The 20626-nt window shown below is 71.1% G+C and carries 21 protein-coding genes; 7 read left to right on the forward strand and 14 right to left on the reverse strand.

Going from position 1 to position 20626, the window contains the following annotated elements; genetic code table 11:
• Nucleotides 1–392: 392 nt before the first annotated feature.
• The 3 genes from BCD48_RS15160 to BCD48_RS49085 form a co-directional block, all read right to left on the reverse strand.
• On the reverse strand, nucleotides 393–689 hold the full coding sequence (locus BCD48_RS15160) for a WXG100 family type VII secretion target (protein ID WP_071049017.1): 297 nt from the start codon (nucleotides 687–689) through the stop codon (nucleotides 393–395).
• A 239-nt stretch (nucleotides 690–928) separates the two neighbouring features.
• Nucleotides 929–1696 carry a hypothetical protein gene (locus tag BCD48_RS49080; protein ID WP_071049018.1) on the reverse strand — a complete coding sequence of 256 codons (768 nt, stop codon included), beginning with the start codon at nucleotides 1694–1696 and terminating at the stop codon, nucleotides 929–931.
• Nucleotides 1693–2034: a hypothetical protein gene (locus BCD48_RS49085; protein WP_071049019.1), complete on the reverse strand. Its 342-nt coding sequence runs from the start codon at nucleotides 2032–2034 to the stop codon at nucleotides 1693–1695. The genes BCD48_RS49080 and BCD48_RS49085 overlap by 4 nt, the downstream gene beginning before the upstream one ends.
• Nucleotides 2035–2258: 224 nt before the next feature.
• On the opposite strand from BCD48_RS49085, the gene BCD48_RS15175 reads away from it, so the two are divergent.
• Complete coding sequence (locus BCD48_RS15175; protein WP_071049020.1) at nucleotides 2259–2519, forward strand: hypothetical protein; 261 nt, start codon at nucleotides 2259–2261, stop codon at nucleotides 2517–2519.
• A gap of 182 nt (nucleotides 2520–2701) precedes the next feature.
• On the opposite strand, the gene BCD48_RS15180 is transcribed toward BCD48_RS15175, so the two are convergent.
• Complete coding sequence (locus BCD48_RS15180; protein WP_083418671.1) at nucleotides 2702–3175, reverse strand: MarR family winged helix-turn-helix transcriptional regulator; 474 nt, start codon at nucleotides 3173–3175, stop codon at nucleotides 2702–2704.
• A 102-nt stretch (nucleotides 3176–3277) separates the two neighbouring features.
• Here BCD48_RS15180 and BCD48_RS15185 point away from each other — a divergent pair, with 102 nt between their 5' ends.
• A complete protein-coding gene (locus BCD48_RS15185) occupies nucleotides 3278–4990 on the forward strand; it encodes an MFS transporter (protein WP_241841743.1) in 1713 nt (570 codons plus the stop codon).
• Between the two features lie 130 nt (nucleotides 4991–5120).
• Here BCD48_RS15185 and BCD48_RS15190 read toward each other — a convergent pair whose 3' ends face one another.
• Nucleotides 5121–5855, reverse strand: coding sequence for an SRPBCC family protein (locus BCD48_RS15190; RefSeq protein WP_071049021.1), 735 nt, complete (start codon nucleotides 5853–5855; stop codon nucleotides 5121–5123).
• Nucleotide 5856: 1 nt separating this feature from the next.
• Nucleotides 5857–6504, reverse strand: coding sequence for an ArsR/SmtB family transcription factor (locus BCD48_RS15195; RefSeq protein WP_071049022.1), 648 nt, complete (start codon nucleotides 6502–6504; stop codon nucleotides 5857–5859).
• Between the two features lie 354 nt (nucleotides 6505–6858).
• Between BCD48_RS15195 and BCD48_RS15200 the strand changes: the two genes are divergently transcribed.
• Entirely contained in the window at nucleotides 6859–7647 is a 789-nt protein-coding gene (locus tag BCD48_RS15200) for an AIM24 family protein (RefSeq protein WP_349308021.1), read from the forward strand.
• 346 nt (nucleotides 7648–7993) lie between these two features.
• On the opposite strand, the gene BCD48_RS15205 is transcribed toward BCD48_RS15200, so the two are convergent.
• Together BCD48_RS15205 and BCD48_RS15210 are read right to left on the reverse strand one after the other, a co-directional pair.
• Complete coding sequence (locus BCD48_RS15205) at nucleotides 7994–8401, reverse strand: nuclear transport factor 2 family protein (protein ID WP_071049024.1); 408 nt, start codon at nucleotides 8399–8401, stop codon at nucleotides 7994–7996.
• Nucleotides 8402–8510: 109 nt separating this feature from the next.
• On the reverse strand, nucleotides 8511–10163 hold the full coding sequence (locus tag BCD48_RS15210; protein WP_071049025.1) for an MFS transporter: 1653 nt from the start codon (nucleotides 10161–10163) through the stop codon (nucleotides 8511–8513).
• Nucleotides 10164–10736: 573 nt separating this feature from the next.
• On the opposite strand from BCD48_RS15210, the gene BCD48_RS15220 reads away from it, so the two are divergent.
• A complete protein-coding gene (locus tag BCD48_RS15220; RefSeq protein ID WP_071049027.1) occupies nucleotides 10737–11060 on the forward strand; it encodes a hypothetical protein in 324 nt (107 codons plus the stop codon).
• 30 nt (nucleotides 11061–11090) lie between these two features.
• Here the strand turns inward: BCD48_RS15220 and BCD48_RS15225 are convergent, their stop codons facing one another.
• The 3 genes from BCD48_RS15225 to BCD48_RS15235 are packed head-to-tail and all read right to left on the reverse strand — an operon-like array spanning nucleotide 11091 to nucleotide 14090.
• Nucleotides 11091–11696 (reverse strand): TetR/AcrR family transcriptional regulator, encoded by a 606-nt coding sequence (locus BCD48_RS15225; protein WP_071049028.1) that lies wholly within the window; start codon nucleotides 11694–11696, stop codon nucleotides 11091–11093.
• Entirely contained in the window at nucleotides 11689–12564 is an 876-nt protein-coding gene (locus tag BCD48_RS46285) for a fatty acid desaturase (RefSeq protein WP_198543250.1), read from the reverse strand. The genes BCD48_RS15225 and BCD48_RS46285 overlap by 8 nt, the downstream gene beginning before the upstream one ends.
• The gene (locus BCD48_RS15235; protein WP_071049029.1) at nucleotides 12561–14090 is read right to left on the reverse strand and encodes a phytoene desaturase family protein; all 1530 of its coding nucleotides are present in this window, start codon (nucleotides 14088–14090) and stop codon (nucleotides 12561–12563) included. Before BCD48_RS15235 ends, BCD48_RS46285 begins: the two co-directional genes overlap by 4 nt.
• 550 nt (nucleotides 14091–14640) lie before the next feature.
• Between BCD48_RS15235 and BCD48_RS15240 the strand changes: the two genes are divergently transcribed.
• The 3 genes from BCD48_RS15240 (at nucleotide 14641) to BCD48_RS15250 (ending at nucleotide 17811) form a co-directional block, all read left to right on the forward strand.
• Nucleotides 14641–16143, forward strand: coding sequence for an alpha/beta hydrolase domain-containing protein (locus tag BCD48_RS15240; protein ID WP_083418673.1), 1503 nt, complete (start codon nucleotides 14641–14643; stop codon nucleotides 16141–16143).
• Nucleotides 16144–16362: 219 nt separating this feature from the next.
• Nucleotides 16363–17010: a TetR family transcriptional regulator gene (locus tag BCD48_RS15245; RefSeq protein WP_071049030.1), complete on the forward strand. Its 648-nt coding sequence runs from the start codon at nucleotides 16363–16365 to the stop codon at nucleotides 17008–17010.
• A gap of 195 nt (nucleotides 17011–17205) precedes the next feature.
• Nucleotides 17206–17811 carry a TetR/AcrR family transcriptional regulator gene (locus BCD48_RS15250; RefSeq protein WP_071049031.1) on the forward strand — a complete coding sequence of 202 codons (606 nt, stop codon included), beginning with the start codon at nucleotides 17206–17208 and terminating at the stop codon, nucleotides 17809–17811.
• A gap of 177 nt (nucleotides 17812–17988) precedes the next feature.
• On the opposite strand, the gene BCD48_RS15255 is transcribed toward BCD48_RS15250, so the two are convergent.
• The 3 genes from BCD48_RS15255 to BCD48_RS15265 all read right to left on the reverse strand — a co-directional run.
• Nucleotides 17989–19533, reverse strand: coding sequence for an alpha/beta hydrolase domain-containing protein (locus BCD48_RS15255; RefSeq protein WP_241841744.1), 1545 nt, complete (start codon nucleotides 19531–19533; stop codon nucleotides 17989–17991).
• Nucleotides 19534–20002: 469 nt separating this feature from the next.
• On the reverse strand, nucleotides 20003–20272 hold the full coding sequence (locus tag BCD48_RS15260) for a hypothetical protein (protein ID WP_071049033.1): 270 nt from the start codon (nucleotides 20270–20272) through the stop codon (nucleotides 20003–20005).
• A 134-nt stretch (nucleotides 20273–20406) separates the two neighbouring features.
• A partial coding sequence (locus BCD48_RS15265; RefSeq protein WP_131803998.1) for a tetratricopeptide repeat protein occupies nucleotides 20407–20626 on the reverse strand: 220 nt, incomplete at its 5' end.

Below are 20626 nucleotides of genomic sequence, written 5' to 3' on the forward strand. Positions count from 1 at the left end.
GGTAGCCAGCGCCCGCACCGCCTCCGGGTCACCCGGAGTGGGATCCGCGGCCAGACCGACTGCCTGCCACTCGCTGCTCATCCCAGCGTCCTCCCGACTGGTGCGTGCCACGCGCGTGGCGGTGCGCGGGCGAAGGGGCCGCCACGCGCCCACCGGCTACGTCGTGACTGCCTACGTCGTGACTGCCTACGCGTGATCGGCCGCCGGACTGGCGGTGATCCTGTGGTAATGAGGCTGGCGACGACGGGTACCGGGACGCGTGGCGCTGGGATGTAGCGCGGTCGCCTTGCCGCGTGGCCGGCGCGGGCGGCGCCGGCCACGCGGCTGGGGTGGTGCTGCTCGGCGGCTCAGTCGTCGACGAGCCAGCCGTCGACGAATCAGCCACCGACGAATCAGCCGCCGGCGGCTGAACTGAGCGACGTGTCGAGGCTCTCGTGCTGCGTTACGGCCTCGGTGAGGAACTTGCTCATGCCATCCAGGCCGGTGATCGCCTGGCGGGTGCCCGTGTCCCAGTTGGTGTAGGCCGTCTGGAACCGTCCGGAGGCCTGGTCGGTGATGAAGCCGCTGGTGACCAACTGGTCGATCATCGTCTTGAGGGTGGTCAGCTGGTTTTCCATGTCGGTCTGCGCCCGGGACAGCGCGGTCGCCGTGCCTCGGATCGCCTCGTAGTCAACGTGGATGTTTGCCATTGCTGGGCCTGCCTTTCGGCTCGGGAACAGATCTGAACGCTCGGAGACGAGGACGGGACAGCTCGCCGCGGGTCGCGTCGGGCCGGATCAGGCCGGGCCGGGCCGGTGCCGATGAGACAGCCGGCGCCCGCCGGTGGCGCGCCGTCGGCGAACGGCCGGTCCGTCGAGCTGGTGTGCCGGTATGGAGTTCAGTTGGGACGAATGGCCGGCGGATCCCGGCCTTGCCGCGGCGACGCCGGTCAGATCGACGGGCTTTCCGGGGACCAGGTGAGGGTGTCGCTGATGGCGCCGAACAGGTCGAGCAGTTCCTCGGCGAGCGCGGTGTGGGGGCTCGTCAGCACGACGTTCAACACACCGTCGGTCCCCTCGGTGCCGCCAGCCCCGTCGCCGCTGGCCACGGCCGCGCTCGCCCCGGCGCCGCCGCCATCCGGGCCGTCGACGCGCTCGACGCTCTCGGCGGGCGCGGCGGGCGCGGGGATGGTGGTGGGCACGGGGACGGTGGTGGGCACGGGGACGAGGGTCTGCATGGTGACGGTCTCGAAAGGGACGCCGTCGACGAGGTGGCGTTCGACGCCCTGGACGCGGACTGCCTCGCCGGCGGGGACCGTCACGATCTTGACCGTCCGCCACGGTTCGCCCGGCTCCGTACACACGGCCGCGCTGACCTGGCCGGCGATCGCCATGACCGTGTTGCCGGCCGGGTCGTCGGCGCCCGGGGTGTGGAAGACCAGCAGGGTGGCGACGAGGCCGCCGGTCCCCTCCTCGTCCTGTGTGGCGGTCGCGCAGTAGACCGCGCCCTGCCGTTCGGCCCGCTCGGCGAGCTCGCGCAGCAGCGTGAGCAGCGTCGCGCGGTACGGCCGCAGCCGCGGGTACTTCGCGATGCGCGCGTCGACGAGGCGGGCCAGGTCGCCGGTGCGAGTGGCGCGCCAGACGTCGAACTCGAACCACGAGTCCGGGACGCGCAGGGTGAACCGCGAGACCGCCGCCCGCGTAGCCGCCGCGCTCACAGCGCGGTCGCCGATGCCGGCGTCGGCGATGGTGACGGTGAGGGCGACGGCACAAGCGGGTCCAGGCCCTGGGCGAGTGCCGTGTCCACCGCGTCCGTGCCGTCGACCAGCCCGTTCAACAGCCCGATCGCCCTTTCCAACAACTTGTCGAGATTGCCGCGGCTGTCTGATGAATTACGCACGAACCGGTCCAGCGCCGCTTCGACCTCGCTGGAACCGGTCTGCCCGTGCATCCCGCTGAGATCGGTCCCAAGCGACGTCAGAGACGTCCGAATCGACGAAAGGTCGCTCGACAGCTGCCGGGCGACGCCCACATCGGCGGCGAACAGCCCGGCCATCAGCGGCCAGCCTCATGGCCGACCACCGGCGATCCGCTGACCAGCGATCCGGCAGAAGGCGCTCCTCCACCTGAGGCGAATGCATATCGAAGCACGCGCACCCCCGTAGCGCGGTCCAGATGGTGCCCGAAACAACAATGTCCCCCGGTGTCGCAATGTGAGCTTACCGCGCCGCGTGCCACCGGCCAGACATATGGCGAAGCCGGACCGGTTAGCCGGACAAGGTGATCAGGCCGCCGCTGGTGCCCCGGTATGTGCCGGCGGCGATGCTCGAACCGCATCCCGGCGAGTTCCCGCCGGCAAACGACGAGGTCACCAGGCCCGTCCCCGCGTTGTCGCTGTTGCCGTTGCCCGTCGGCGCTGACCATGCCGGCCGCGACCCGGGAAGCCGGGCGCAGGTCGTCGCGCTCCCGAAATACTGGGTAGCCGTGGCGGCGGTGCCGACGACCCGGCGCGCCTGGCCCACCGCCAGGCTGCCGATGTAGGTGTCCGTGCCGGTGCTCTGGTCAAGGATCCAGGCGCCCCACCACTGGCCGTCGGATGGGAACGCCGAGCCGAGCCGAGCCGAGCCGCGTGGTGCCGGTGCCGGTGCCGCGCGGTGCGCCTCGCGTTCAGCCGCCGCGGCACTATCGGCCCGCGGCCGACTGGCGCCGCCGCTGGCGGCCTGTCAGTCCGCCAGCGCGCGGGCGAGGAGGCCAAGCAGAACGGCGCGTTCCTCGGCGGAGAGGTTGTCGAGGACACGGTCCTCGACGCTGTCCATCGCCTGTTCGGCGCGGGTCAGCGCGGCGGTGCCGGCGGGGGTCCGGTGGACCAGGTGGCGGCGGCGGTCGGCCGGGTCGCGGCGCCGCTCGGCCCAGCCCGCGCTCTCGACCCCGTTCAACAGCAGGACCAGGATGTTCGCGCCGAGGCACAGGTGCTCGGCCAGCTGCTGCTGCGGCACGCCGACGTCCTCGTGCAGCTGGTTGAGCAGCACGAACTGCTTGAGGCCCATGCCGAGGACGTCCTCGGTGGCGATCCGGTAGACCTGGCGGCTCAGCCGGGTCAGCAGGACCAGTGCGCCTGGGACGTGCGTGCTCGCGAGGGCCGGCTCGTCAGCTGGGGTGGTGTCCGCCTCGACGGACGGACTCGTCAGGAGTGCCATGGCAGCCCAAGCGTAACATGAACGTGTCGATCAAGATTCGATGATGGTCATGGCTGGGCTATGGTTCGCGATCGTAGATAGTCCCTGTATAGTGACTATCTCGTGAGCGAGATTGATACTGGTAGGGCGTCGCCCTCGGCCGACGCCATGGAGCAAGCCGCAGCGCCCCGGGCCCCCGGGGACGAGGCCATCGCCGCGGCGGGAGCTGTCCGACGCCGCTGGCTGGCACTGATCGTCGTGCTGATGGCGCAGCTGATGGTCATGCTGGATACGACCGTGGTGAACGTCGCGCTGCCGGCGATCCAGACGGATCTCGACGTGAGCCAGGCCGACCTCACCTGGGCGCTGAACGGCTACCTGATCAGCTACGGCAGCCTGCTGCTCGTCGCCGGCCGGCTCGGCGACCTGATCGGTCGTCGCAGACTGTTCCTCGGCGGCATCGCGGTCTTCACGGCCGCGTCGATCGCCTGCGCGCTTGCCGGGTCGGTGCCGACGCTGGTCGCGGCCCGCTTCGTGCAGGGCGTCGGCGGCGCGTTCGCGTCGTCGTCGGTGCTGGCCATCATCGTCGCCGAGTTCGTCGACCCGGCCGAGCGTGCCCGCGCGATCGGCCGCTACATGCTCGTCTCGATCGGCGGCGGCTCGCTCGGCCTGCTGCTCGGAGGGATCCTCACCCAGACCCTCGACTGGCACTGGATCTTCGCCATCAACGTGCCCATCGGCGCCGTCGCGCTCGTCGGCGGTGCGGTGCTCCTGGACCGGCGGCCGAGCGGCGACGGCGGCCAGCCGCGCGGCCGGGTCGACGTCACGGGCGCGGTCCTGGTCACCGTGGCACTCCTGGCCGGCATCTACGCGATCGTGCGGGCGGCCGACGTCGGCTGGACCTCCGCGACGACCCTTGGCACCGGTGCGCTCGCGCTCGTGCTGCTCGTCCTGTTCGCGGTCTGGGAGGCACGGGTCGCCGACCCGATGATCCCGCCGCGGGTGCTGCGGCAGCGCAGCCTGATCGCCGGCAGCGCGGTGCGCGCGGTGATGGCGGCCGGCATGTACGGCTACTTCTTCTTCGGAACGCTCTACCTGCAGCAGGTGCTCGGCTTCGAAGCGATCGCCACTGGCGCGGCGTTCCTGCCGCAGACGGCCGTCGTCGCGGTCATGTCACTCGGGTTCGCGACGTGGCTGACGGCCCGGTTCGGGCCCCACCGGGTGCTGATCGGCGGCATGGTCATCATGCTGGTGGGACTGCTCCTGTTCGTAGGCGCAGGGATCGGGACGGCCTACGCGCCGCGCATGCTGCTTGTCACCGTGCTCATCGGCCTCGGCGGCGGCGGCGCGTTCGTCCCACTGACGACGCTCGCCCTGGCGGACGTACCGCCGAGCGACGCGGGCCTCGCGTCCGGCATCGTCAATGTGTCCATGCAGATCTCGGCGGCGATCGGCCTCGCGGTCTTCGGCACGGTCGCCGCCGGACGCTCGGAGGAGCTGGCGAAGACCGGCCACAGCGCGGCCGAGGCGCTGGTCGGTGGGAACCGGCTCGGCCTGCTCGTGGCCTGCGGATGCGTCGCCGCCGGCATCGTGCTGGCCGCCGTGCTGCTGCGCCCGCGGCGGCTCGCCCCGGCCGGGGGTGACATCGAGGCCGGGGGCGACGTCGGGGCCGGGGGCGACACGGAGGCCGGGGACGCCGCGCCCGCCGCGTTGGCCGCGGCGGTGGACGTGAACGAGGCGCGGGCTGGGATCCATCCGGTCGACGTTCACGCACCCTCCCAGCGGGTGGGCGACGCCGGCCTCGCCGCGCTCGACGCCGACGACGCCGTGCGGTAGCCGTCGGCGGCATCTGGCCTCATGGGATGGCCGGTCGTCCGAGCCGGGGCGACGACGGGGAGCCCGGCCGCGGGCCGCCTGCCAGCGTCGTGGCATGTGGCATGCGGCCGGGCTCGGCTCCGTTCCCGGCTCAGGCGTAGATCTCGTCGAGCCAGGCGCGCAGGGCCTTCTCGGTGGCCGGTTCGTCGGCGTCGGGGGAGAAGAGGTGGGCGGCGACAGAAGTCGGGGCGCCGAAGGCACCCCGGCCGAAGACGCGGTACATCGCGTCCCCGGTGCGCAGGCCCAGGAAGTGCGGGCTCAGGTAGTCGACGACCGCATCCAGCTTGGCCAGGCCCGGGATGGTCACCTGGACCCGGTCGCCCACCCGCGCGTCCGTGAGGCCGGCGGCACGGCGCAGCGTTTCGACACCGTCCGGCGTAGCCGACGCCGCCGGTCCGTCGGCGCTCGCGTAGCGGGCCGGGCGGCGGGTGAAGTAGCGCAGGTACTGGCCGAGGGTGTGCAGGTAGAAGTCGGTGTGCTTGTCCGCGCCGTCGTACTGGTTGTCCCAGTCGTCGACGAACACACCGCTGTGCACGTAGCGGACCCAGGTCGTGCCGCCGTCCCGCGCCTCGACAATGTGCTCGAGCTGGTTGAACCAGCCCTCCGGGCCTTCGTGGCGCAGGACCAGATGATGGGGCGGCTCCCAGGCCTCCACCGTGCCGAGACCGTCGACCGCGCCGCCAACCCGCGGCTCGGGCGGCTGGATCGGCCACAGCCAGGCGGCGTTGCCGTTGGTGACGGCGTCCCAGTAGTCCTCGGGCGTGGTCTCGAGCTCGAGCTCGCGCTCGATGGCGAACTCACGGCGAGACGGCTGCTCGGTCGACATTTCAGCTCTCCTCGTTGGAGTCGGGCCCGGCCTGGTTCGGGCCTGGGACTGTCTCGGGCCCCGGAACGGGAGCCTTGAGGCTCGGGTGCAGGGCGATCACCAGCCGGTGCTTGCGGCCCGCTGGCGCCTTCTCGTCGTGGTACTTCGTGACCAGGGCGGTGACCGCGTCGGACAGCTCGCCGGCGAACGCGGCGCGGTCGGCCGCCGTGGCGAAGCGGACCTCGCTGTCGACGGCGAACGTCGCCAGCCGCCTGCGGGCCGCCGTGGCGCCGGCGACCAGTTCGCCGACCTCGTGGATCAGCCGGGCGGCGAGGGCCAGCATCCAGCGCGCGGACCCCTCGTCGCGGGCCCGGTCCGGGTCGGGTGCGACGGCCGCCAGCGCGGCCGGGGAGATGACGTAGGAGCTCGCGGTCGCGCGCATCACCCGCTCCGTGCAGTTGCCCTTGCGCCGCTCCTCGACGAGCTCGACCAGGCCGTGCTGCTCCAGCGTGCGCAGGTGGTAGTTCACCTTCTGCCTGGTCAGCCCCGTCCGTGCCGCCAGCGTCGTCGCCGACCCCGGCTCCGCCAGCGCGGCCAGCAGCCGCGCGCGCATCGGGTCCAGCGACACCTCGGCCGCACCCGGGTCCTCGATCACTGCCACGTCGAGCATGGATCCCATGCTGGCGCCGACAACAAATCTTGTCAAGACAGGAAGTTATGTCAGTGTTGCCGAGTCGCGCGGCGGCCGAGTCGCGCGGGCCGAGTCGCGTGGGCCGAGTCGCGTGGGCGGGTGGTCGGTGAGGCGAGTGCTGGTGGGTGAACGCCGACGGAGGCGGCACTGGTCCCGGAGAAACCGAGGCGATGCCACGGTGTCGTTTTCGCGCATGGCGGAAATTGAAGTCGGGGCGTGCGTCGGCCGAGGTCAGGCCAATATGTGGCAGGTAGAGCGACGTTGGTTTCGTCAGACGTTGGTTTCGTCAATCGATAGACTGTCGCGCTGGTAGTTCATCGGAAGGGGACCGAGATGGCGTGGCAGGGCGGCGAGCGGGGTTACGGCCCTGGCGGTTATCGCCCCGAGCCCGGCCACCCGCCCGTGGGCCCGGGGCCGGGCCAGGTCGGGCATGGAAGTCAACCATTGGCACAACACGCCGCTAGCCATGCCGGCGGCCCGCCGTTCGCCCTCGAGGAGGGTGAACGGATGCTGCGGGTCCACCTCGACGGCGGCGAGGTGTACGCGAAGCAGGGGGCGATGGTGGCCTACCGGGGGCGGGTCGACTTCGCTTACAAGGGGCACGGCCTCGGCGGGCACCTCCGCCGCGCGGTCACCGGCGAGGGCCAGGACCTCATGCGGGCGAAGGGTCGCGGCACCGTGTGGTTCGCCGAGTCCGGCAGCCACATCTCGGTCTTCAACCTGGACGACGACCGGCTCACCGTCAACGGCCGCAGTCTGCTCGCGCTGGAATCCGGGCTGCAGTACAAGATTACGAAGACGTCGGGCGGGTTTGGCGCGATGATCGCCGGCGGCATGTTCAACACGGAGATCTCCGGCACCGGCGCCGTTGCCGTCCTGTGTCTGGGCAGCCCCCTCGTGCTGCCCACGGATGAGCCGGTATGTGTCGACCGGGACGCGGCGGTCGCCTGGACGGCGGGCGTGAGCACCCGGCTCGTCTCGACCTTCAAGTTCGGTAACCTGATCGGCCGTTCCTCCGGCGAACTCGCCCAGATCGAGTACAGCGGTCCTGGCGGCTTCGTCGTCGTCCAGTGCGGCGAGGTCCCCGCCGCCGGCACCGCTCCCGACCACCCCAAGCAGTAGCCTCGCCGCTCGCCCTGGTCCCGCCCGCCGGCGGAAATGCCGCGCCGCCGCGGCGAGATATCAGCCCGCTCGGCCCAGTGCGGATCTTACTGGGCCCGGGCGGTGGGCGGGTCCGCATGCCCGGCCGACGATCTTTGGCCCGCCCGGAGGCCGGCGGGTCGGATTGATCGCGGACCAGGTATGGACAAAGAAGGCGAGAGGGGGCGCGTGGCGCCCGTTGGCATACCCGTCTGGTGATCACGGGCTGAGCCTTGCTGGCTGGGTACCGATGAACGCTGGCGGTGGATGCGAACTGGCGTCGGGAGCGCGTCGGCGACTGCCCGTGGCGTGACCCGTGGGGAAGAGCTCAGTCCTGGATCAGGCTGTCGATGGCCTCGGGGTTGAAGGAGTAGTGGCAGCGCCATTCGACGATCTTGCCGGCCTTGTTGAGGCGGATGGAGTCCGCGCCGGTCTTGGACTGGCCGTCGGAAAAGCTGCAGGTGTAGACGAACACGACCGTCTGGGTGCTCACGAAGGACGAGTCGATGGAGTATCGGATGCCGGGGACGCGGCGCATCGAGTCGCCGATGTACTCGCGGAAGGCGTCGTACCCGTCGATCGTCACCTTCTCGGGGTCCCCRGTCAGCCGCGGCACGAACGGCGAGCTGAACACCACGTCCTTGTCGACGGGGCCCATCACGAGGTCGAGGTCGTACTGATTGAAGCCGTCCTCCCAGTGGTGCTGTAACGCCGTCACGACCTTGTCCTCGATCATGCTCGTCTCCTCCAGCTGAGAGGCGTCCGCCTTCAGGCCCGACGCCGACCGGCCGCCTCCCGCCGAGGCACGGGACACGCTAGGCGAGTCGACGGACCGAGACAAGAACTTAGTGAATACTTGCTTCTGTCCGTTGGCGTGCCGCTGGATTCATCCCGCCACGGCCCCTGCGACCGGTGTGTAGGCGGCGGGCGGCGAGCAGTGCCGTCGCGGCGACGGCGAAACCGCAGGCCGCGAGTGCCAGGAGTGCCAAGTCGACGCCCCGCTGGTCGACGACCGCGCCGGCCAGCGGGGCGCCGGCGGCGACGCCGACCCCGTTGGCGATCACGATCCAGCTGAACCCCTCGGTGCGGCGATGGGCGGGAACCAGCTCGCCGACGATCGTGGTGCTGGTAATGATCATCGGGGCGAGCGGCAGGCCGGCGAGGGCGACCGCGACGGCGACGGCACCGATGCCGGCCGCCCAGCCGGCGAGCGGAACCAGGGCGGTGGCTGCCGCCAACAGGGCGGCGGTGATGGCATACCTGCGCACCAGGCCCGCCCGCCAGCGGATCATGCCGTAGGTGACCCCGGCGCCCAGGCTGGTCGCCGTCAGCAGGCTCGGCAGCAGTCCGGCCGCGCCGCCCCAGCCGTTCGCCCTGGCGTAGGCGATCAGCCCGACGTCCATCGTCCCGAAGAACATCCCGAGGGCGCAGGCCGACACCAATACGGGTGTCACGCCTCGGGTGCGCAGCACGGACGGCTCCCGCCGGGGACGCCGGCGCGTCGGAGTGACGCGGGTCGCCGGCGCTTCGCCGGGCCCGCTTCTAGGCCCTCGCCGAGCGTCGGCTCCCCGTCGGTGGACCGAGGGGGCAACCGGGGGAGCGGGAGCGGCGACGGCGGGCAGGGCTGCGAAGGCGGCGGTGCCGACAGCGGCGAACAGCAGTGCGGCCGCCACGCCGGCCGACGGCGTGAGACCGGCGAGCACGCTGGCCGCGGCCGGCCCGGTGACGAAGGAGACCTCGTCGAGCGCGGACTCCAGCGCATAGGCGGCGTCGAGACGGCGGTCGTCGCCGAGCCGGTTCGCCCAGCGCTGCCGGGCCACCGGGCCGACCTGGGGAAGGGTCGCGCCGGTGGCGGCCGCGGCGACCAGCAGCAGCGACGCCGGCGCGTGGGTGAGCGCGGCGACGAGGAAGGCGATGCCGGCGACGACGTGTGCGCCGGCGAGCACCGGCAGCACCACGCGCGGGCCCGAGACGTCGATGCGGCGGCCGATCAGCGGCCCGGCGGCGGCTCCGGCGAGCGCGATGGCGGCCGTCGTCGCGCCGGCCAGGCCGTAGGAGCCGGTGGTCGCGGCGACCAGGAGCATGCCGCCGATGCCGATCATGGCGACGGGCAGCCGGGCCAGCAGCCCCGCGGCCATCATCGGCTTGGCGCCCGGCAGGCCGAGCAGCCAGCGGTAGGCCGATGCGCCACCGGCATCGGCGGCACCGGCATCGGCGGCACCGGCATCGGCGGCGCCGGCATCGGCGGCGCCGCCGCCGCCGTTGTCGGGCGTGGCCGCGGTGGGCTCGAGGACCTGGCGGGCGGGGAGTGACGCGGCCGCCGGCACCTCGGCCTGCCGCCTCACCGCGCGCGGCGCCTCCGGCGTCAGAATGCCCGGGGCCGCCGTGTTGGAGGGGGCGGCGGTGCGCGCTACTGGCGGCGGAGTCGTCGGGACGGGCGGTGGGCCGAAGTCGGGGCCGACCGGGACCGCCGTGACGGGGGCGGGGGCGGTGCCCACGGCCGTGGCCGTCGCGGATCGTGACGAGAATGGGGTGTTTTCGAGCGTGCTTGGACCGGCTGACGCGTTCATCAGGGCATACCTCGCGGCCAAGGCGCGTCGGGCGCTCAGCCGGCGGGGTGACGAGTCCCGGATGCGTCACGGCGGCCACGGCGTGCCACCCGCGAACGTCGGCCCGGCTGGCCTCGTAGCCAGATCGGTCCGGAAACCGTTCGGAAACATCCCGGCGGCACCGCCGTAATGGGCGGCACCTGGCAGCGTAGCAGCGCCCGTCTGGCGAGACACCCGATGTGGCCGCCGCCACAACTCGCGGACCACTGCTTTTACCTGGCATGGAACATGGATGCTGACAGCCGCATGGTGGGTGGCGATGCTGTCGACGGCGTCGCCGCCCAGTGCCAGCCGCAACGGCGGCTCGGGGCTGTCCAGCGCCTCCAGGATTGCGCGGGCGGCCTTGCGCGGGTCGCCATCTCGCGGAGCGGCGCATGCTGTCACCGAACCCTTCTCCATCCCACCGGAGCCCCCACCGGAGCCGGCGGGCCCGGGGCGAGACAGCGGGTTCGAAGGAGGAGCGTGGACGACCCGCATGTGCATGTCGAGTGGACCGTGCCGAACACCAGCGCCGACACACGCGCGGTGACGGCATCCGTGTTCGGGCTCGTCGGCGACACCCCGCGCACGGTGCGGACGGGATGCGGCGCGCAGGTGCCGTACGCCTCCACGTCCCCTCATCCCGAACGCGTCACCTGCCTGCCGTGCCGGGACCATGCCCGAGACCGGCATCTGCGCTACGCCGCCACGATCGAGGGGACGGCGGCCCTGCTCGGCCCCGACCACATCCAGGCCGCCCTCGCCGCGGCCCGCAGACTGCGCGACATCGCCGACCGGTTCACCTGACCTGAGGTCCGCGCGGCCACTCCGGCGGCGTCAGGAAGGCTGGTGGCCGCGCTTTCGTAGCCGGGGAATCCTGTCGAAATAGACGGCGAGCCTGGCGGCCTGGTCGAAGAACTCGGTCATCCGCGAGGAGTCGTTGTCGAGGTGGGCGAGCGTCTCCGCGCCGAGATAGAACGCGACGGCCGCGTTCGCGAGCACGGGCATGCGTACGACCGTGGCGAACGGCTTGCCGTTCAGCAGCGTGGTGAGCAGTTCGACGGCCAGTTCCTCCCACCGCCGGGTTTCCAGCGCCAGGGCGGCGGCCAGCCGCGATCCCGGCCGCGCGCCGGCGTAGATCTCCTGGACGGCGGCGATGTGTCCGACCTCGGTGTCCTCGAGGTAGAGCCCGCGGAGCACCTCCACGGCCTGCCCGGCCCGGTCTATGCCGGACAGCTGGTCCCGGTACCGCTGGACGCGCGACTCGCAGGTGCGGGCGAGGGCCGCGACGAGGGCGTCGTCCAGGTCGGTGAAGTGGTAGTAGATCACGCCGGGCGCGAATCCGCCGACCTGCGCGATCGCCCGCGCGGTCGTGCCGCCGTAACCGTGGCGCACGAGGCAGGTCAGGGTGGCGTCGAGAATGCGCCCGCGGGTGTCAGACAACCCGCACCGGCCGTACGCCGTGCGCGGCGAGGTAGCCGTCGAGCCGCCGGGCCAGCGCGGCGAGATGGTGGCTGGGCACCTGCGGGTACAGATGGTGCTCGAGATGGTAGGTGAGCTCGAGGAACACGGCCGGAATGATCCTCCCCCGCAGGGTCCGGGTCTGCGTCAGGGGCGTGTCGCCGTAGCCGTGGTGCGGCAGGTACACCGTCAGGAGGGGGTACACCCAGCTCCCGGCGATCACCATCACCGCGTAGACCAGCACGCCCTGGGTATGCGGCCAGGCCAGCGCGCCCGCCGTGAGCGCGGCGGCCGGCGCCGCCGCCTCGACCAGCAGCCAGCCGCGGTCGCGTCCCTGGCGGTAGGACCACCACCACAGACGCGGCAGGAAGACCGGGCCGTAGAACGCCGCGCCGAGCAGCGACAGCTCGGCCGGATATCCCTCGGGATCGTCGTGGTGCGGGAAGAGGCGGTGATGGCGGGTGTGTGTGGCGCGGTAGGCGTGCCCGCTCTCGAGAAGCACCAGCCCCATGGCGAACAGCGCCCAGCCGGTGGCGGGCCGAGAAAGGCCGAGCGTGCCGTGTACCACGTCGTGGGTGACCGTGACGACCGCGACGAAGATCCCGAAGACGATCACCGGCGTGAGCCACCACCAGCCCGCCCACGCCGCGGCCGTGAAGCACAGCACGCCGGCGAACGGACGGGCGAGCGCGGTCCACCGCTGCCGGCGGGTGGTGACGAGCAGATCCGCGCCGAGGTCCGCCAGGGTGGGCGGTTCGGGAAGGCCGGGCGGTTCGGGAAGGCCGGGCGGACCGGGCTGCCCAGATGGATCGGACTGCCCGGATGGGTTGGGCAGGCCGGTCGAGGTCATCGGCCGAATCCCCGCTCGCGCAGCATCCCCTCCGCAACGATGCGGCTGCCCAGCACGCAGGCCACCGTGCCCAGGCCCGGCCAGGTCGAGTCGCCGACCAGCCAGAGGCCGCGGCCGCCGAGGTCGTGCGGGACGGCGTGCTGATTGGTGTTGCGCGGGTTCTGGCGGACACCCCCGACGGCGCCCGCCGGGCGGAACCCGAACCGTTCGTAGCTGCGAGGCGTGCCCGTCTGAGCGATCACGGCCCGCTCCCCGAGCGACGGGTAGGCGCGCCGGGCACAGGTGACGAGCAGCTCGCCGATCCATTTCTTCCGCTGCTCGTACGCGGCGTTGTCGAGCCCGGCCCAGCCGGCCAGCTCGGTATGCGTGGAGATCATGACCGCGCGGTGCCCCGGCGGCGCGCTGAGGGTGTCCCCGGGTTCGGAGACGGAGAGGAACATGTTGTTTCCATCGCCCAGCGGCTGGTCGTACGAGTGCAGGAATTGATGATGCGTGAGTTCCTGTCCCGCCGTCTCACCGTCGGGTACGCCCAGGAACACCACGCACGCGCCCCCGAGCGCGTCCGCGTCGCGTTCCAGGTAAGCCCGCAGCCTGCCGGCCACCGGGAGGCCGGCGCAGATCGCGGCCGTGGTGGCGGCGGGTACCGCGCACACGATCCGGCGGGCGTGGACCGCGCCCCGGCGGGTCGCCACCCGGTAGGCGCCGGTCTCGCCGTCTACCCGCCAGACCGCGCCGCCCGTGCGAAGCTGGCCTCCCAGCCCCCGGTAGTGCGCCACGAGCGCGCGCCAGAAGCCGCGCATGCCCCCGGCGTGCCGGCTCAGGCCGGCGCCACGGATCGTCACACCGAGCGCCGCGTTGATCAGCGGCGCGTCGTCGACGGCCGCGTGCACGGTGTCCTCAACCAGCATTCCCAGGAGCCCGACGAGAGCGGCGTCGTCGCGCAGGCGGTGGCGGCGCAGGGCGTCGCCGAGCGTCCAGGTCGAGTAACGGGCTAGCGGCACGCCGGTCACCCCGACGGCTCGCAGGTCGTGCAGCGCGTCGGCCGGCCCGCGTATCGGGAGGCGTACCCCTGCCCGGCTCGCCCGCCAGAACGTTTCCGCCAACCGGTCGAGCAGGGACCAGAACCGCCGATGCCGGTCGGTGTCACCGAGGTTGCGCAGCCGCTCCGCGCGCCACAGCGTGGGGTCGCGGTACAGCACGACCTCGCGATCGGGCAGGTGGGCGACGTAGCCCGGCAGTTCCCGGGCGTCCAACGGGCTCATTCCCACGCTCTCCAGCAGCTCGAAGCCGACTCCGCCAGGAGCGAAGTCGACGAGCGTGGTGGCACCCACGTCGAAGGAGAAGCCCCGCTTGCGGTAGTAGCCCGCGCACCCGCCGACATGGCCGTGCGCCTCGAGCACCACCGTCGAAAGTCCGGCGGCCTGCAGCCGGAGTGCCGTCGCCATGCCCGCCGGCCCACCGCCGATCACAGCTACGTCGAACGGCTCGATCTCTTTTCCCGCGTCCTGAACATCCGTTCTGAACATCTGTTCAGAATGAGCCGGAAGATCGGGCGAGTCAATGCCCCTCGGCCGAGCCTCGCGGCGAGGGGCGTCACCGAACTCGGCGGGCGCGGACGGCACCCCCGCCGCCCCCCCGCCCGCCGTCCCCGCCCGCCGCGCGGCAGAGGCGACCACCGACCGGGCCGCGGCCGCCCACGTGTCCTCGACGCGTGGCTCCCCGGCGCCCGCCACGTCCACGCCCGGTATGCGAACAACCCGACTCCGGCCCGCTGGCCGAGGTGGTCCTCAATCGACAGCGAGTGGCTGCACCCACCGTGTCCGAGGCACCACGATCTGCGCCAATCCGGGAGGCGCGGGCCTTGCTGACCCCACTCCGTGTCCAGGGGCACGTCCAGCCATGCATGGCACGATGTGTCACCTCTGTCAGTCCTTGACGGTGGCCAGATAACCCTTTACGGTTCCGTTTCGTCCACGTTTCGTCCGCGAGTGGCAACGGCAGCCCTGGCCATCCCGCGTTGGTCGTCGCTTCTCTCGGAAATCCAGTGATGGGGCGATGACTAGTGGGAGCGATCGGATGAGGAAACGTCGTAGAACCGTTTTATCTGGGCTGTTCGCTTCGTTGGCGGTGACGCTCGCCGCGTTACCGGTCGTGCTCCTGGGCGCAGGGTCGGCATCAGCCTCCGGGCCGGGGCCGGCCGTGACCGGGCCGGTAGCGGGCGGCACTCCGGCGGAATTCGTGTTCTCCACCAACTTCGACCTGGCCAAAATCGGCTACAAGGAGTCGGAGTTCTTCCTGTCGGGCACCGCGACCAGCTACACGTCTGGCAGCCCCCTGACGAGCGACGGCAAGTGGGCCGTGTCACCGAACGGCACCGCGCCCTACACGACCCGGGCGGTGGTCCGGCGCCCCGTCGACCCGAGGAAGTTCAACGGGACGGTTATCGTCGAGTGGCTCAACGTGAGTGGTGGGGTCGACGCCGGGCCGGACTGGACGTTGACCCACAACGAGCTCGTCCGGGAGGGCTTCGCCTGGGTCGGTGTCTCGGCGCAGTGGACCGGCGTCCAGACGGCGAAGGGCAACAACCCGGCGCTGCTCCCGGGAGATCCGGTGCGGTACGCGCCGTTGTCCCATCCGGGTGACAGCTACTCGTACGACATCTATTCGCAGGCGGGACAGGCGCTGCGCGGCGACTCCGCGCTGATGCTGGGTGGCCTGAAACCACGCAAGCTGATCGCGGCCGGAGAGTCGCAGTCGGCAGCCCGCCTCGTCACCTACATCGACGCGGTGCACCCGCTCGCGCGCGTCTATGACGGGTTCCTCGTGCACAGCCGCAATGCCAGCGGCGCGGCCCTGGCGCAGGCGGCACCGCCCGCGACAGCCCCCACCGTGCCGGCGCCGTCACCGGCCCTGATCCGCGACGATCTCAACGTCCCCGTCTTCGTCTTCCAGACCGAGACGGACGTCTTCAACAGCAACCTCGCCGCGCGCCAGCCGGACACCAAGCGATTCCGCGCGTGGGAGGTCGCGGGGACGGCGCACTTCGACGACTACGGGTTGCAGACCGGGCCGGCGGACGTCGGCGACGGGCAGGGCGCGGTGTTGAACCTGGCCGCCATGCAGAACCCGCCGACCAACACCTCGGCCGGTGCGTGCATGCTCCCGATCAACACCGGTGGCGCGCACTGGGTGCTCGACGCGGCTGTCTACTGGTTGAACCAGTGGGTCGTGAACCGCGTGGATCCCCCGCGCGGGCAGCCGTTGCAGACGACGGGTACGTCACCGGTGGTGTTCGCCAAGGACGCCAACGGCAACGCCCTCGGTGGCGTCCGGTCACCGCAGGTCGACGCCCCGGTCGCGACGCTCGGCGGCGTGGGGAACACGCCGGCCTTCTGTAGCCTCTTCGGAACTACCGTGCCCTTCAGCGCCGGCACGCTCGCCGGCCTTTACAAGAACCATGGACAGTTCGTCGTGCAATGGAGCAAGGCGGTGGCGGCCGGCGTCGTTCGTGGCTTCCTACGCCCCGCTGACGCGGTAGAGCTCGAGAACGCCGCCGTACGCTCGCAGATCGGAAATTAAAAGTATTCACGCGCTGAGCCCGGATGCGCCCGACGCATTCGGGCTCAGCGCGCCGATCAGCCGACCTGCCCTTGGAGCTTCCGCCACGGCCGCCGGACGCTCACGAGAGGGGCTCTCCGGTGAGGCGAATGGCCGGCGGACAGAATCGGCTGACGTAGACTGACTGTGCGCCTTCACTGGCTGCCAGGAACGAGCCGAGCACCGGACGGGAGGTCGGAGGTGGCATCCGAATCACTTGCGCTGCGACTGAGCGAGAAGCGCTCCGAGATGATGATCTCCGAGCTGGAGGGTGTCGCGCTCAGGCTCTTCGAGCAGCGAGGGTTCATCGAGACCACGGTCGAAGAGATCGCCGCCGAGGCACAGATCTCCGTCCGTACCTTCTATCGCTACTTCCCCTCGAAGGAAGACGTCCTGCAGTTGAGGATCGAGCGGCGGAGCAAGAAGCTCCGGGCCACCCTGGCGGCTCGTTCCACCGATGAACCGCCGCTGCACTCGCTGCGTCTGGTACTCGAGGAAGAGTTCACCGCGGAGGACGGGGAACTGCTTCGGCGTTGGATAGCGGTCATCGCGGCCACTCCCATGCTGTTGCGGGGAGTGCTCGGTGGAATTCAGCTCAACACGCACAGGGTGATCGCCGATTTCCTGCGTTCCCGCCTGGATATGCCTGCCGACGCCCTGTTGCCCACACTGCTCGCCGGGGCTGTGGGAGGAATCATTCAGGCGGCCCAGACGAACTGGTTCCTCAACGGCGGCGATCTGGCGAGCGCGATCTCCGAAGGCCTCGAAGTACTCGAACGCGGCATCGACACCAACCCGACCCGCGGATCCGCCGGCAAGGGAGGGAACCCCGCCCTGGATGCCGAGTAGGCGGCGCATCGGTTACCTGACGACGCGGTAGCGCAGGTGGTCACCCCGGGGGCCTCGACGACCCCGAGGATCTCCAGGTCGATGTTGTCCGGCCCGAGACGCTTGATCCTTCTGGCACCTCACGCGGAGTAGACGACCAGCGGTCCGGGGCGGAGAAGGGCGGCCGGGCGCTGGGCGCGGGTAACATGCCGCCGCGTGTCGGAGAAGGCGGTCCGGGAACGGAACCCGGAGGCGAAGCGGCGCCGCATCGCGGACGCCGCGCTCGATCTGTTCCAGCGGCAGGGCTACGCGGAGACGACGATCGACCAGATCGCCGCGGCCGCCCAGGTCGGCCGTCGGACCGTCTTTCACCACTTCCCGACCAAGGAAGCGATCCTCTTCGACCATCTGGTGGTCCGCCGGGAGGTGGCGCTACGGCGCCTGGTGCGGCGGCCCGTGTCCGAGCCGCCGCTGGTGAGCCTGCACGTGGTGTTTCGTGAGCTGTGCGATGAGGGCTATGACCGCCGCCTCCTCGCGCATATCCGGACGGTGCTCACCACCGAGCCGGAGCTCGCGGGGGAGCAGCTCTCGCTGGGCGGACGAGTGTTCATGCTCCGCGCGGTGGCCGCGCTGCTGGAGCGGCCTGACGCCACATGGTCGTCGTCCGAGGTGCACATCGTCGCGGCCATGGCGTGCGGATGGTTCACGACGGCGGCGCACCTCTATCTCGTGGAAGGCCGGCCGAGCCTGGTGAGCTGCTTCGACGACGTCGTCGCGACGGCGGTTCGCGCGAGCGCCGCGCTGGCCGCCGGACCAGGCTGACGGCCGCGGCGGCAGAGCCTTCGGGCGGGGCACAGCACTCAGGCCGGAACAGCATTCGAGCGGCGCGGTATCCAGAGGCATGGGGGATTCTCCCGGGCCTCTGGATACCGCGAGTGGTCGAGCAGGCGTGTGGACGAGCGGCGCGGGGCGGTCGGGGCCTTTGCCGAGGGAAGAGTTCTATCGAGGAAAGAGCTGGTCAGCCGCCGTCGCAGCCGCGGCCTTGATGGGCTCGGCGTCGCGGTCGAGGAAGTAGCCAGCTCTGACGGCGCGGTCGACGGCGCCGTCGTAGGCGGTCAGGTAGTCCTGTCGGCTTGGGTAGAGGGTGTGGACCTGCTCGGGGAGGAACGGTTTCATCGAACCGAACAGCGAGGCCATTCGGTCGGCGCCCTCGACGGTGCCGCTGTAGGTGGCGACCGGCACCTCAAGCTCGGGCATCCGGATCCCGCCGAGCGCGTTGCCGTGCTCGTCGCGCTGGACCCGTGGCGGATCACCCTTGATGGTGATGACCGGCAGCTTCGGCGGCGCCTTGCCATCACGGGACCAGGCGACGAGGCCGCGCCGGGCCGCGGACATCACCGGAAGCCAGTCAACCGAGTTCGGCTGGGTCGGCGTCGCGACCGCGCCGGAGCTGGAACCGGACGCGCCGGTCGGCAACGTCAAACCGTCTCGGGTGAGGGTGGCGACGACGTCGCCGATGCTGTCCTTCCCCGCGCCGGCGTGCGCCGCGCCCGCGATCTCCCAGGTCCGGAACGTGTCCGAGTCGGGCTGGCGGGCCGGGTACAGCGACTCGGCTTCGGTCTCGGTGCTCACCAGGATCACCGGAATGTCGAGGTCGTCGCGGATGCGTACGGGCGGCCGCCGGAAGATGGCATCGATGTCCTCGGTCTGGCCGGTCGGGGTGTCGAAGCTTGCCGCGTGCCCAAAGCTCGCGATGGGAAGCGCGCCGTCCAGCGCCTTGGCCAGGGGCTGGACCCCGTTCAGGTAGGCCGTCAGGCGGATGGCGGACTGGGACGCCCCGGTGCCGAGCACGCGGCGTACGTCCAATCCGCTCATCGGGTCCACCGGCAGTTTGCCGCGGTCGCGGCCGACCAGGAGCGCGGCCTTGGTGAAGATGTCGAAGGAGAACGCGTCGCCGGGGTGGGTCAGCGTTCCGTATCGTTCGGGATCCCAGGCCCGTAGGCCGTTGCGCTCGCCGCCGGGCACCCCGTCCAGCCCGATCTTCTGCGCCGAGACGTAGACGATGGCGTCGCCGTCGCGCAGGCCCTGCCGGGTGATGTCGCCGATCTCGAAGCCGGCGGTCACGTTTACCCAGGTTAGCCACACGTTTCCACTGAACTTCGCCGGATCCGACGGCCGCATGACGAGGAGCCGGCTTTTGAACGGTTCGGTGCGGTCGGCTTTCAACGCCCAGCGACCGTCGGCGCCGAGCTTGGTGCCAGGGGCGGGGGCGTAGGCCCTCGCCTGCCCGCCGAACAGAAACTCCTGCGAGGTGTAGCCGTACTCGTGAAGATCGAACGCGGGTTCGGCGAAGGCGTTCGGCCGGTCTCCGGTGGTGATCGGGCCGCTGACTGTCACGCCCCGCAGGGATCGCGCCTCCGCGGCCGCCTCGTCGTCGCCGCTACCGGCACTGCCGCCGCCACTGCCGCCGCCGCAAGCCGTAAGACCCAGCAGTGCCACCGCGGGGATGACCACGAGCATCCCTAATCGCCCTCGTAATCGCACGCTCACTCCTTCGTCTTGGGCTGGCGCCGACGAGCTGGCGTGATGACGACGCGTCACCAAGCTTGATCGTGGCGACAAGATTTTGTGACACTAGTGCGATAGAAGGTCATGGTCAAGAGCCGCTCCGCGGGTTGGCCTCGTTCGTGATCGTTCGGCTGGTCCACCCACCCGGCTGGTCCACCCCGGCCGAAGACTTAATGTGGCGCTCAGGGTCGGGATCTAGCCTGCGCGGGGCAGCGAGGGCGTCGCCGCGGATGATCGCGGGTCGGCCATCGTGTGGGAGGTCTGCACTGATCACGCTCGTTCTGATCGGGATCGTCGGCGGGATCATCACCGGTATCTCGCCCTGCGTGCTGCCTGTCCTGCCGGTGGTCTTCCTCGCCGGCGGCGTCCAGGGGAGGCGACCCGGGCAAACCGTGACCACACAGGGTGAGCAGGATGGTGCGGCTCGGCGCGCGAGCCGTCGGCCCTACCTTGTGGTCGCCGGGCTCGCTCTCAGCTTCAGCGCCTTCACCCTGCTGGGAACGCTGGTGCTCAGCGTCCTGCCCCTGCCGAAGGACGTGGAGCCCTCGCGGCTGGCGACGTCGAGTGGCAGGGGCAGGGCGGCGACCAGGTCCCAGATCGCCAGGCCGGTGATGAAGACCGCGGTGATGGCGAGGTTCTGCGTCACCGGGGGAGCGCCAGTGTCGCTGGCGGCGGCGGCTTCCGAGCTCGAACCGTGGCAGATGGGCACGTCCATGGACAGGCCAGTCCGACACAGTTCACCTCGGCCTTGTCGGTCCGTGGCAGATGGGCAAGCCCATAGAGAAATGTGTCTCAAGACATACAATGACTCAGCCCATAGCCCGAGTGGTTTCGAGCCGGAATCCTGATCTAGCGGTCGGTTGGCGGTTCTCCCGCCACGGTCGGCCGAGCTGGCGGGTTGGGCTTGTGGTCGGATGAGGCCTGTTCGAGGTTCGCGCGGAACGTCGCCAGGTAGGGATGCCCCTTGTCTAGCACTCGTTCTGCGTCGGTGAGGGTCTGTTCGAACAGGGTGATGGCCTGCTCAACCCGCCCGGCCGTCTGGTAGGCGACGGCCAGGTTGTGCCGGGAG

The sequence above is a fragment of the Pseudofrankia coriaricola genome, from assembly GCF_001854805.1.
GTDB lineage: Bacteria > Actinomycetota > Actinomycetes > Frankiales > Frankiaceae > Pseudofrankia.